This window comes from Kitasatospora sp. NBC_00458 (genome assembly GCF_036013975.1).
Taxonomy (GTDB): Bacteria; Actinomycetota; Actinomycetes; order Streptomycetales; family Streptomycetaceae; genus Kitasatospora.
This window is the reverse complement of sequence record NZ_CP107904.1, coordinates 466,632-478,554: the sequence shown is the minus strand read 5'-3', so window position 1 is coordinate 478,554 and position 11,923 is coordinate 466,632. Positions and strand designations below refer to the sequence as shown.

The 11,923-nt window shown below is 74.4% G+C and carries 6 protein-coding genes and 1 pseudogene; 4 read left to right on the top strand and 3 right to left on the bottom strand.

The window, feature by feature from the left end:
- Nucleotides 1–22: 22 nt before the first annotated feature.
- Together OG550_RS02045 and OG550_RS02040 are read left to right on the top strand one after the other, a co-directional pair.
- A pseudogene (locus OG550_RS02045) lies at nt 23–871 on the top strand (helix-turn-helix domain-containing protein); the annotation flags it as partial.
- Between the two features lie 799 nt (nt 872–1,670).
- On the top strand, nt 1,671–2,999 hold the full coding sequence (locus OG550_RS02040; RefSeq protein ID WP_327673834.1) for a globin domain-containing protein: 1,329 nt from the start codon (nt 1,671–1,673) through the stop codon (nt 2,997–2,999).
- Between the two features lie 114 nt (nt 3,000–3,113).
- Here OG550_RS02040 and OG550_RS02035 read toward each other — a convergent pair whose 3' ends face one another.
- Nucleotides 3,114–4,547 carry a selenium-binding protein SBP56-related protein gene (locus tag OG550_RS02035; protein ID WP_327673832.1) on the bottom strand — a complete coding sequence of 478 codons (1,434 nt, stop codon included), beginning with the start codon at nt 4,545–4,547 and terminating at the stop codon, nt 3,114–3,116.
- Between the two features lie 350 nt (nt 4,548–4,897).
- On the bottom strand, nt 4,898–5,857 hold the full coding sequence (locus OG550_RS02030) for an alpha/beta hydrolase (protein ID WP_327673829.1): 960 nt from the start codon (nt 5,855–5,857) through the stop codon (nt 4,898–4,900).
- A gap of 140 nt (nt 5,858–5,997) precedes the next feature.
- On the opposite strand from OG550_RS02030, the gene OG550_RS02025 reads away from it, so the two are divergent.
- Nucleotides 5,998–6,870 carry a spermidine synthase gene (locus OG550_RS02025; protein WP_327683644.1) on the top strand — a complete coding sequence of 291 codons (873 nt, stop codon included), beginning with the start codon at nt 5,998–6,000 and terminating at the stop codon, nt 6,868–6,870.
- A 123-nt stretch (nt 6,871–6,993) separates the two neighbouring features.
- On the top strand, nt 6,994–7,821 hold the full coding sequence (locus OG550_RS02020) for a class I SAM-dependent methyltransferase (RefSeq protein WP_327673827.1): 828 nt from the start codon (nt 6,994–6,996) through the stop codon (nt 7,819–7,821).
- Nucleotides 7,822–7,947: 126 nt separating this feature from the next.
- Here the strand turns inward: OG550_RS02020 and OG550_RS02015 are convergent, their stop codons facing one another.
- On the bottom strand, nt 7,948–11,823 hold the full coding sequence (locus OG550_RS02015) for an RICIN domain-containing protein (protein WP_327673825.1): 3,876 nt from the start codon (nt 11,821–11,823) through the stop codon (nt 7,948–7,950).
- Between the last annotated feature and the right edge of the window lie 100 nt (nt 11,824–11,923).

Here is an 11,923-nt window from a genome sequence, read left to right as displayed (position 1 = left end):
CGGACGCCCGCATACTGCAGGGGTGGACCAGCGCACCGAACTCAGCGAATTCCTCCGCTCCCGGCGTGCCCGGCTTCAGCCTTCCGACGTCGGCCTGCCCGACTACGGCGGCCGGCGGAGGGTCCCCGGGCTGCGCCGGGAGGAGCTGGCGCAGCTGGCCGGGGTGAGCACGGCGTACTACGTCCGGCTGGAGCAGGGGCACGGCGAGAACGTCTCGGAGGCCGTCCTGGACGCGATCGCCCGCGCCCTGCGGCTCACCCACGCCGAGCGCGAGCACCTGCGCCGCATCACCAAGCCGGTCCGGCGCCGCCCGGGACGCGGACGGCCCGCCCGTCCGCAGCCCGTCCGTCCGGAGTTCCAGCAGCTGCTGGACGCGATGGAGAACGTCCCCGCCTACGTCATCGGGCGCCGGCTCGACGTGATCGCCTGGAACCGGCTCGGCAGCGCCCTGGCCGGGGACTTCGCCGCGCTGCCGCCGGACCACCGGAACATGGCCTGGCAGGTCTTCCTCGACCCGGCCGCCCGCGAGCTGTACCTGGACTGGGAGGGCAAGGCGGCCGACGTGGTCGGCATCCTCCGGCTCGACGCCGGCCGTGACCCGGACGATCCCCGGCTGACCTCGCTGATCGGCGAACTCTCCCTCAAGAGCGGCGACTTCCGTCGCCTCTGGGCAGCGCACGACATCCGGGAGAAGGGCCACGGCACCAAGGAGCTCCACCACCCCGTGGTCGGCCGGCTCACGCTGCGCTACGAGACGCTCCGCCCGGCCGGGGACGCGGACCAGGTGCTGGTCGCCTACCACGCGGATCCCGGCTCGTCCTCGGCCGAGTCGCTCCGCCTGCTGGCCAGTTGGACCGCGACCGGCCCGTCCCGGCAGTCTCCGTCGGCCGCCGAGCCGTCGGGCTCTCAGTCGCCGGGCTCCGAGAGGTCGAACCCCGCCGCCTCGGCGCGGCCCGCGGCGTCCCCGTACGACGGGCCGGTGACCGGCGGCCGGACGGGCCCTCGGCCTCGTCGTAGTCGTAGGAGCGTGCGGGCGCCGGGCGTGAGGCGTTCGTGCGGTCCGCTCCCGCCCCTCGGTCACGGGCGCCGTTTCGACTGCGGACCGGGCCTCGTTCCCGGCTGCGCCTCCGATCCCACGCCCGCCCCCGGCCCGGCCGCCGCCGGCTCGCCCGCAAGCCCCAGACGCCGGGCGTCGTGTTCGGGGCGGATGGCGAGGGCGGCGAGCGCCCCCGCCACCGTCATCACGAGCGCGGCGACGAGGAAGGCGGTGCGGTAGCCCGTGCCGGGCGCGTCCGCGGCGTCGAGGAGACGCCCGGTGAGGTACGGGGCGAGGAGCCCGGGGAGGGCGCCGCGTTGAGTGGTGGGGACGACCTCGGCGGGCCGGGGGCCGGGGGTCGGGGTCGCGCCCGGCGCGGCCGTCATGGCCGGGGCGGCCGGAGTGGGCCGGGAGTCCCCTTTGCGGCGGGGCGGTGGGGTCGGTGGTCCCGGGTGGGCGGGGACCACCGGCCCTGTCCCGCACCCCGGGCCCCGTCGTCTACTGGACCGGACGCCGACCCGGGCCGCCGCCTGCCCGGATTCGGGCCGGGGCGGGTCGGAGGCCCCAGGGCGCCCGCTGGGAGGTGAACGGACGGGATCCGTCAGGTGACTGACGAGTAGTTAGGCTTCCGGCCATGGAGATCAGCAGCACCACCACCGAGTACGACCGGTTGATCGCGCGCCACCACGCCATGCGCCTCCGCCGGCAGATCCTCGCGCCGGCGCCGTCCCCCCTGGACTCCTTCCCCGACGCCGGCACGGGCCCCCGCGCCGGCACCGCGGCACCGGACGCCCGGCACCCCGGGGCGGGCGGGGCGGCCGGAGCGGCCGGGGAGTACGACGGTGCCGCCGACCAGCGGCTGATCGTGCAGAGCCTCGGCCTGGTCAGCCCGTTCGCCGACCTGATCGACCGCCTCTACGCGTCCATGTTCCGCCGCCGCCCCTACCTCCGGGCGCTCTTCCCGGACTCGATGGAGTTCCAGCAGGCCCACCTGGAGCGGATGTTCGACTACCTGGTCGAGAATCTGCACCGCCCCGCCCAGCTCGCCGCCACACTCACCCAACTCGGCCGGGACCACCGGAAACTGGGCGTCCGGCCGGTGCACTACCAGGCCTTCGAGGAGGCGCTCTGCGAGGCGATCCGGCAGCGGGCCGGATCCTGCTGGAGCCCGGGACTGGAGGCCGCCTGGGTGGGGATGCTGCGGTTCGCGGTCGATGCGATGGTGGCCGGCGCCGAGTCCGCGCTCACCGAACCCCCGTACTGGCACGCCGTGGTGGTCGGCCACGAGCGCCGCCGCCCCGACCTCGCCGTGCTGCGCGTCCGCACCGGCGAGCCGTACCCGTACCGGGCCGGGCAGTACGGGACGGTGGAGCACCCGCTGCTGCCGCACACCTGGCGGCAGTACTCGATGGGCTGCGCGCCGCGCGAGGACAACGAGTTGGAGTTCCACGTGCGCCGCACCGGGCCGGGCGGCGTCAGCGAGGCGCTGGTCGAGTGCACGGCCGTCGGCGACCGGCTGCGGCTCGGGCCGCCGCGCGGCACCCTGATGCCCGAGGACGACAGCCGGGACCTGCTCCTGGTGGCCGGCGGCACCGGACTCGCCCCGATGAAGGCGATCGTCGAGCAGTTGGTCGAACACCGCCCGCGCGGCCGCCGGGTCCACCTGTTCGTCGGCGCCCGGGCGCGGGCCGACCTCTACGACTGGCCTTCCCTCGCCGAACTCGGCGGCCGCAAGCCGTGGTTGGAGCTGATCCCGGTCGCCGACGACGAGCTTGGCGGGCGCACCGGCGGCGGCCCGGGCCGCCGGCTCGCCGAGGCGGTCGGCCGGGCCGGCGACTGGTCCGAGCACCTGGCCTGCGTCAGCGGCCCGGCCGGCCTGGTCGACGAGGTCCGCAGCAGGCTGGCCGCCGACGGGCTGCCGACGGGGCGGATCCACCACGAGCCGGTCCTCGGCCGGGTCTGACCGCCACCCGGCGCCTGCCGGTGCCGCAGCCGGACGACCCGGAGCCGGACGACCCGCCGCCGGCCCGTGCCGCCGGACCGCCCGCCGCCTCCGCCGCCGGACCGCCCGCCGCCGTTACCGGTAGCAGTACGAGTCGGAGGAGGCGTCCCCGCCCGCCAGGTGCGTCTGGTGCACCCGCAGCCCGCGGAACTCCTCGCCGTGCGGGAAGAACCGCTGGTCCACGGTCAGCCCGCCCGCCTCCGGATCGGCGTCCAGCTTGACGATCCACGGCTCGATGCCGTCCGGGTAGAACTGGTCGTCCCACGCCCCGTACAGCGAGTTGGTGACGTAGAGCCGCCGGCCGTCCCGGCTGATCTCCACCATCTGCGGCGCCCCGCTCAGCGGGCGGCCGGGCTCGGCCGGGTGCGGGGTGCGGGCCGCCACCCCGCCGAGCCGGACCGAGGCGGTGAGCCTCGGGTGGAACGGGTCCGACACGTCGTACTGGAACAGCTCGCCGGTGCCCCAGGCCGAGACGTACAGCCAGCGGTCGTCGACCGACAGGTTGATGTCCGTGATGAGCGGCGGCACCGCGCCGAACGGCTGGAGCGCCGGCGGCAGGTCCTCGGCCTTCGCCTCCTCGGCGGGTATCTCGATCACCTTCCGCGCGGTGAACGCCTCACCCTGCCGGTACCAGAGCCAGACCGAGGCGGAGAGGTCCTCGACGTTGGTGACCACTCCGGCGAAGCCCCACTCCGCCTGCGGGTCGTGCGCCGGACGCAGCTCCAGGACCATCTGGTACTGGTCGCCGAAGTCGATCCGCTGCAGGTGCCGCCCCGAGTCGAGCTCCCAGAAGTGCAGCGCGTGCCCGTACTTGCGGCCCAGCAGCAGCTCCGGCACGATGCCGTCCTCGACCATCCACGGCGTGCCCCACTCGCTGGTGATGCCGACGTTGGTGCCGAGGTGCCACCACACGTCGTAGGCGAAGTTCTGCGGACCGCGCTCGGTCTCCCAGGGGCGCAGCACGTCGAAGGTGGTGTGGTCGAGCAGTGCCACCCCGCCCGGCCCGTCCGCGCCCTCCGCCGCACCGAGGCAGGAGAGGAACACGCCGTCCGGCCCGCAGTGCAGCGTGTGCGGGCGGGAGTAGCCCGCTCTCGCCGCCAGCTCCTCCGCGGCGACCGTCTTCACCAGTCGCGGCCGCACCGGGTCCGGCCGGGTGTCCAGCACGTGCAGCTGCGACGACCGCAGCCCCGGCAGCAGCAGGTAGCGCCGCTCCGGGTTCTCGTGGCAGGCGTGCGCGAGCGCGCTGGAGCAGGCGTTCCACCCGAAGTGGTGCAGCTCGTCGCCGACCCCCGGCATCGGGGTGAAGTTGAGGACCCGCCCGTAGCTCGGCGATTCCGGGTCGGTGTCGACGGTGATCAGCGCGTCCGGCTGCTGGGCCGACCGGTCGAATCCGGCGACGTACGCGAGCTTCTCGGGCGGCGCGGCGATCGCCTCCGCAGGCGTGCGGTAGAGGGAGGGGTCGCTGTGCCCGTCCTGGTGGTCGTCCTGCGGGCCGTGTCCATGCGGCATGCTGGCTCCTCAACTCGCCTTCTCGGCAAGGGAAGTGACAGGGGCCCGGGTAGCCTTCCACAGAATCACGGGCGCACAGCAGGCGCACGGGGGAGCAGGCGGGGGTCAATCCCGCGGCCCGGGCTCCGTCATCCGGACGGCCGCGGTCCGCCGACCGGCCCGCCGCCCGGGCGGGGGCGGCGGGGACGTCCCGGGTCGGCGGACCGCGGGGGACCGGCGCACGGACCGTTTCGGCGCGCGCCCGGAGCGGCCGCACGGCGTGGGCCGGGGCGTGCCGTCGGCCAGCGCCCGTCGCCCGGCGACCGGGCGGGGGCCGACCCGTGCCCGGGGCCCGGTCAGCGCACAGCGGGTCAGTGCACGGGGAGGGGGAAGTAGGCGCCGAGCCAGCGGTCGAGTTCGGCGAACACCTGGGTGCGGGCGGTCTCGCCGGACAGGACGAGGTCGTGCATGCCGCCCTTGATGCGGACGATGGTGACGTGGCGGCCCAGGTGGGGCCCGGCGGCGGCGATGTCGTCGGCGCGCAGGATGGCGTCCGCGTGGTGGAGGGCGTTGTGCCAGCGGGTCGTGGAGATCGAGGCGGTGGAGGCCATCAGCAGGATCGGGACGTCGACCCCGGCGCCGCGCCGGACCTCGCGGTGGCCGCGCTGGATGGCGGCGAGCCAGCCGGCGAACAGCGGGACGCCCTCGGCCGGCTTGAGGCGCAGGTCGAAGTCCCACTCGCCGCGGTGGTCGCGGTGCAGGCTGTGCACGTAGTGCGGGTTGAGGGCGGACGGCAGCACCCGGGTGGGGGCGAAGCGGCCGAGCGCGTCCAGGGCGGGTGCGCCGAGGGTGCGCACGGCGGGCGCGGCCGGCATCGACAGGAACGGACTGTTGAGGAACAGCCCGTCGACCACCCCGCGCCCGGCGCGGCGGCCCGCCCAGAGGGCGGCGATCAGCCCGCCGGTGGAGTGGCCGTTGACCAGCAGCCGGGTGTGGCCGTCCAGTTCCCGGATGATCCTGACCGCCTCGTCCAGCTCCTCGTCGTAGGTGGCGAGGTCGCGGACGAAGTTCGGCGAGTGGTGGGCGCGCAGCGAGCGGCCGTACTTGCGCAGGTCGAGCGCGTAGAAGGAGAAGCCGGCGGCCGCGTAGTGGTCCGCGAGGTGGGTCTGGAACCAGTAGTCGTTGTAGCCGTGGATGTAGAGGACGGCCTGGTCCGAACCGGGGACCAGCCGCCGGACGAGGGTGGCGGAGACCTCGCCCTCCTCGTCCGGGCGGAGCGGGAGCTCGACCGCTTCGTAGGGGGCACCCAGGATGTCTTCGCGGAACTCCATGTCCAGTCGCACCCAATCTCTGCTCGGTATCGCTGCGGGTCGCTGCGGTGTCGCCGCCCCGGAGCACCGACGATACCGGCCGGTAGCCTCGGGCGTGACGGCGACTCGGACGGGCCGCCTATGCTGCCGTCATGCCCGAGATGCCCGACACGCCCAGACCGCCCGACGACGACCCCGTGCCGGTCGTGTGGCGGACCGACCTCGGGCAGGCGAAGCTGCTGCCCGACATCGACCACGACGGTGGCTGGCTGCTCACCCTCGACGACACCCCGCAGTCCTACGTCGACCTCGGCGACCCCACCCACCTGGAGTTCGAGTACACCCGGCGCCTCGGCCACCTGGTCGACGCGCTCGCCCCGGCGGGCCGGCCGCTCGACGCGCTCCACCTCGGGGGCGGCGCGCTGACCGTCCCCCGCTACCTGGCCGCCACCCGCCCCGGCTCCCGGCAGCACGTGGCCGAGGTGGACGGCCCGCTGCTCGCGATGGTCGAGGAGCACCTGCCGTGGGACGGGCCCGGCGCCGACATCACGACCGTGGTCGGCGACGCCCGGGCGGCGCTCGCGCAGGCCGCGCCCGGTTCGCTGGACCTCGTCGTCGCCGACGTCTTCCACGGCTCGCGGACCCCCGCGCACCTCACCACGGTGGAGTTCCTCCGGCTGGCCGCGGCCGCGCTGCGCCCGGGCGGCTGCTACGCGGCCAACCTGGCGGACGGCCCGCCGCTCGCCTTCGCCCGGGCCCAGGCGGCGACGGTGCGCGCGGTCTTCCCGGAGGTCTGTCTGATCGCGGAGCCGCCGGTGCTGCGCGGGCGGCGGTACGGCAACATCCTGCTCGTCGGCTCGGCGGGGCCGCTGCCGGTCGCGGACCTCAGCCGGCGGCTGGCGGGCGACGTCTTCCCGGCCCGGCTGACCGACGGCGCGGACCTCGCCGCGTTCACCGCGCGCACCGCCGCGGTGACCGACGCCACCGCCACCGACTCCCCGCCGCCCCCGGCCGGGGCGTTCAGTGTCGGCTGACCGCGGGCGCGTGGAGGCCCGCCGCCCGGCGCGCCGGGGCGCCGCACGCCCGGTCCGCGCACCCGGCAGTGTCAGAATCGGCGGGTCCGTCCAGGGGCGAGGATGCAGAGGAACGACCGAGTGATGAACACCGTGGAACGGCCGGACCTGACGGCGATCCCCGAGACGGCCCTGTGGACGCTCCACCGGCGCGCCGCCGAGGCCCGCCGTCCGGACGCCGTGCTGCACGACCCCAAGGCGGTCGAGCTGGTGGACCGGATCGACTACCCGTTCGCCGACCGCTTCGGCACCAGCGGTGTCCAGGCCCAGCTGCAGGCCCTCCGGGTGGCCTGCTTCGACCGCGAGGTGGCGGACTTCCTGGCCCGGGAGCCGCGCGGCACCGTGGTGTGCCTGGGGGAGGGGCTGGAGACCCAGTACTGGCGGGTCGACAACGGGCGGGCCCGCTGGCTCACCGTCGACCTGCCCGAGGCGGTGGCGCTGCGCGAGCGGCTCCTGCCCCCCGGACCGCGCCAGCGCTACCTGGCCGCCGACGCCACCGACCTCGCCTGGACCGGGGAGGTCGACCGCGACCGCGGGGTCCTGATCACCGCGCAGGGCCTGCTGATGTACCTCCCGCCGGACCGGGTGCGGGCCCTGATCGCGGGCTGCGCCGAACGGTTCCCGGGCGGTTCGCTGGTCCTGGACGCCGTGCCGCGCTGGTTCGCCCGGCTGACCACCAGCGGCAGGATGCGCACCCGCGGCTACCAGGCGCCCCCGATGCCGTGGGCGATGGACGCGGGCGAGCGCGCCAAGCTGCGCACCGCCTCCCCGGCCGTGGCCTCCGTCCGCGACGTCCGCCCGGCCGGCGCCCGCGGCCTGGTCGGCGCCCTGCTGCCGCTCGCGCTGTCCGTCCCGCCCCTGGCCGCGCACCGCCCCTCGGTCACCGTGCTGGACTTCGCCGAGCGGTCGTAGCGGGGGCCGTACCGGGTGGCCCGGTACCGACGCCTCGGCGGGCAGGCCCGGTGAACGGGCAGGGCCCCGGCCCCGGGCCTGCCCGCCGAAGCGGGAGAGCCGGGGCCGGGGCCGGGGGAGGAGGGGTCAGGCGGTGGTCCAGCGCTGGTTCGCGTAGGTGTGGCAGCTCCACATCCAGAGCGCGACCATGTTCTGGTTCCCCGCCGCCGGGTCGTCGACGCAGCGGTCGGAGGCCGGGTTGTACAGGGTGCCGTCGCCCCGGAGCTCCCACTTCTGGTTGTCGGCGCCGGTGCAGCTGCGCACCGTCACCGGGCTCCCGTTGGCGGTGCCGTCGGCCGTCACGCACTTCTCGTACACCCGGACGGTCCTGTCCGTGCGCAGGTCGTAGCGCTGGTTGAGGCCGTTCCAGCAGTCGTACAGCTGGATCTGCGAGCCCTCGTCCGGACCGTTGGCGTCCATGCACTTGCCGTTGTTCGCACCGGAGTGGAGGTTGACCGGCCGGTTGGCGGTGCTGATCCACTTCTGGTTGGCGTACGAGTGGCAGTCCCACAGCCACAGCTGGACGCCGTCACCGCCGCCCGCGGTCATGTCGTCGATGCACCGCCCGGACCCCGGGTTGTACAGGGTGCTGTCCGTACGCAGCGTCCACTTCTGGCCGGGGGCGTCCGGCACGCAGTCGCGCAGGTTGACGGAGGCGCCGTTGTAGGTGTTGTCCGCCGTCACGCACTTGTCGAGGGTGCGCAGCGTGCCGTCGGTGCGGAAGGTGAAGTGCTGGTTGTCGCCGTTCCAGCAGTTGTACAGCTGGAGCCGGCTGCCGTCCGCACTGCCGTTGGCGTCCATGCACTTGTTGGTGTTGGCGCCGGCGTGGAGGCTGATGGTGCCGCCGGGGTAGCCGAGCGCGGCCGCCGAGACGAAGCCGGTCACCGGGGCGTCGGCCTTGCCGGTGGCGGTGATGCCGCTCCAGACGTTGAGGACCCCGCTGGTGTCGCGCGTCCACAGGTCGGGGACGCCGTCGCCGCTGACGTCGCCGGAGGAGGTCAGCTTCGGGAAGTCCGCCGCCGAGGCGTGGCCGATCAGCGTCCGCGTGCTGTCGTCGGCGAGCGCGGTGATGTCGGGCTTGCCGTCGGGGAGCTTGCGGCTCGGGTACTGGTAGACGTTGCCGGTGCCGTTCTCCCGCACCCAGAGGTCGATCAGGCCGTCTCCGGTGGCGTCGCCGGGGGCGATCAGCGTGCGGTTCGACCAGTCGGCGGTGCTGAGCGGTGTCCCGGAGGAGTAGACGCCGGTCGCGGTGGAGCTGCGGAAGAGCCAGAGCCCGACGTGGCCGGCGCCGTCGTCCTCCTGGGTCAGGATGTCGTAGCGGCGCTTGTCGGCGCCCGGTTCGGGGATGCCGATGGTGTCGATGTCACCGATCGCCAGGAGCCCCTTGACCCGGCTCCAGTCGGCTTTGTGGTAACCGGTGCAGGTGGCGCCGGACACACCGGCGGTGCTGCAGGCGAGGGGCCGCCGGGAGATGAGGACGTTCTTGCTGGTGAAGTAGAGGTTGCCCTCCGTCGCCAGGCTGCTCGCCCAGAGGGAGTTCCGGTAGGAGTACAGAGTCGAGTCGGCGTAGACGATCAGGTCGTCGACCCGGATGCCGTTGCCGCCGCGGTGGGTGACCAGCGCCTTGTCCCAGCCCGCGCCGCCCGGGCTGTTGGCCTTGTCGGAGGCCATCGGCCCGCCGAAGCTCGGCTCGATGCCGGCCGGGTACAGCATCAGGTTGCCGTTGTTGTCCGGGAGGACGAGGTCCACCTTCTCGTCCTTGGTGATGTCGCCGAGGACGGTCTTGGCGTTCGGGTCGGACGGCGCGAAGAAGCTGTAGGTCTTCTCCTGCGAGCGGTTGCCGGCCCGGTCGACGGCCTGGACCCGGAGCAGGTTGGTGCCCCACATGGTGGGAGTCAGGTTGATGACCGCGGAGCCGTTGCCGGAGGCGTCGACCCGGCTGGCGCCGCCCACCGGGATGGCCGAGTTGAAGGCGTACTCGTAGTACAGCACGCCGCTGGCGCTGTCGGCCGCGCTGACGGTGAACGCGCCGGACTCGCCGATGTGCTTGGCCGAGCCGGGCAGGGAGCCGGACTCGGGGTAGTCCTCGGAGGTGACGGTCGGCACCGCCGGCGGGGTGAGGTCCAGGCTGAACATGCAGCCGGCCGACCAGCTTGAGGGGATCTCACCGTCGCCGGTCTGCACGCGCCAGTAGTAGGTGTGGCCGTCCTGGAGGTTGCCGACTGTGACGGCGGCCGCGTGGTTGCTGTTGCCGAGGTTGCCCCAGCCGCTGTCCCAGGCCAGCGGCTCGTCGGCGGTGGCGAGGTCGCGGACCTCGAAGCGGGCGTCGATCTGGTTGCCGTCCGGGTCGCCGACCCAGGAGTACAGGCGGATGCCGGTGGCGGCGTTGGTCGCGCCGATCCAGCCGCAGCCGTTGCCGTTGGCGTTCTGCGGGGTCGGTTCCATCCGCAGGTCCCACGGCGCGTACGGGGCGCGGTTGTACTCGACGTACAGGAAGGGCAGCTTGGCGGGCGTGCGGGTGAAGCGCTTGAAGCCGATGTTGCCCTTGTCGCCGTCGCGCTTGGACTCGTCGGCCGCGAACAGGCCGAAGGTCAGCCGGCCGCGCCAGTTGTTGTCGATCACGTGCTGGCGGACGTCCCACTCGCCGGTCGTGGTGGCGCCGGGGCAGCCGTGGCCCCCGGCGCTGTTGAGCACGGACGTCCCCAGCGGCCCCCAGTCCCAGGGCTGCTTGTTCCAGCGGGTGGTGCCGTCGATGGGGTGCGTGGGGTGCAGCGTGACGCCGAACGTGGCGGAGCAGGTGTTCGCCGCGCCGTAGGACTGGGTGGCGACCACGGTGGCCTTCTTGATGACCTTGTCACCGAGGTCGCCGCTGTCGAGCTCGAAGTAGTAGCGCTCCAGCCCCTTCACGGTCTCCCACTGCTGGTAGCCGACGCCCGGGTCGTACTGGTCGCTGTAGTCGTTGTAGTGGGTCTTGTCCGGGTAGGCCTCCTGGACCCAGGTCCAGTTCTGCGTACCGCGGTTGGTGGGCGTCCAGGCCGGGTCGATGTAGACCGGGTAGGTGGTGGTCGGGGCGTTCAGGAAGGCGCTGTCGGGCGTGACCGCTATCGAGGTGGCGGCCGGAGCCGCCGACAGCTGCGAGACGTTGGCCCCGAGGCCGGGGCCGTCCGCGTCCGAGGTCACCTTGAGGCCCTCGGCGTCGGCGGGCCCGGTCGCCGTGTCGGGGGCGGTTGCCGTGTCGGGGCCTGCGGCCGGTGCGGCCGGCGCGTCCGCGGCGGAACGGGCCGCCCGGGCACCGGACTTGGCGGCCACGGGGGCGGCGGGGCTGGCGGGGGCCGTGCTGGAGTCCCACATGGTGGGAGCGGGTGCGCGGAAGACCACCCGGCCGTCGGCGTCGGTGGCGTTGAGGTTGCCACCGGCGTCGGCGCTCACCGAGACGCCCTCGGTCTTCAGGCCGAGGGTGAGGGCCTTCACCTTCGGGTCCTGCGCGGCGGCCGGGGTCTTGACCACCAGGACCTGCGTGAACCCGCCCGCCTGGTTGGCGGTGAGCTTCAGGTCGACGCCGGGCGCGACCTCGGCGTAGGTGGCGCTCTCGCCGTCCAGGACGGGCGCCGGCAGCGCACCGGGCCAGCTCAGCGTGAGCTTGCGGCCGTCCTGGTCGAGGGTGGCCAGCGGCCCGGACCCGCCGCCCGACAGCGTCAGCCGGTTGCTCGTCACCTTCGGCCGCAGCGAACCGTCCGACGCCCGGACGAGCGTCGCGTCGAGGTCCTTCCAGACCCCGTCCTGCCGGGCCCGCGCGGGAGCGACCGTACGCCGCAGGCCGAGCGTGCCGTTCGGGTTCGCCACCACCGTGTCGGTCTCGGTGGTCAGCGCCGGGATCTCGACCGGCTTGCCGGTGCGCCGGGCCTCCGCCAGCGCCACGGCCTCGGCGGCCCGCTGCGCGGTCTCGGCGGCCGTACCCGGCACGGGCGGAGCCTCGGTGGCCGGAGCTCCGGCCACCGAGGCGGTCGGGGAAGCCGGGGCGGTAAGAGAAGCCGGGGCGGTAAGAGAAGCCGGGGCGGTCGGG

Bases quoted from the DNA above. Each gene is read 5' to 3' on its own strand.
- OG550_RS02040 (WP_327673834.1), top strand. From the start codon at position 1,671: ATGGAGATCAGCAGCACCACCACCGAGTACGACCGGTTGATCGCGCGC.
- OG550_RS02035 (WP_327673832.1), bottom strand. From the start codon at position 4,547: ATGCCGCATGGACACGGCCCGCAGGACGACCACCAGGACGGGCACAGC.
- OG550_RS02030 (WP_327673829.1), bottom strand. From the start codon at position 5,857: ATGGAGTTCCGCGAAGACATCCTGGGTGCCCCCTACGAAGCGGTCGAG.
- OG550_RS02025 (WP_327683644.1), top strand. From the start codon at position 5,998: ATGCCCGACACGCCCAGACCGCCCGACGACGACCCCGTGCCGGTCGTG.
- OG550_RS02020 (WP_327673827.1), top strand. From the start codon at position 6,994: ATGAACACCGTGGAACGGCCGGACCTGACGGCGATCCCCGAGACGGCC.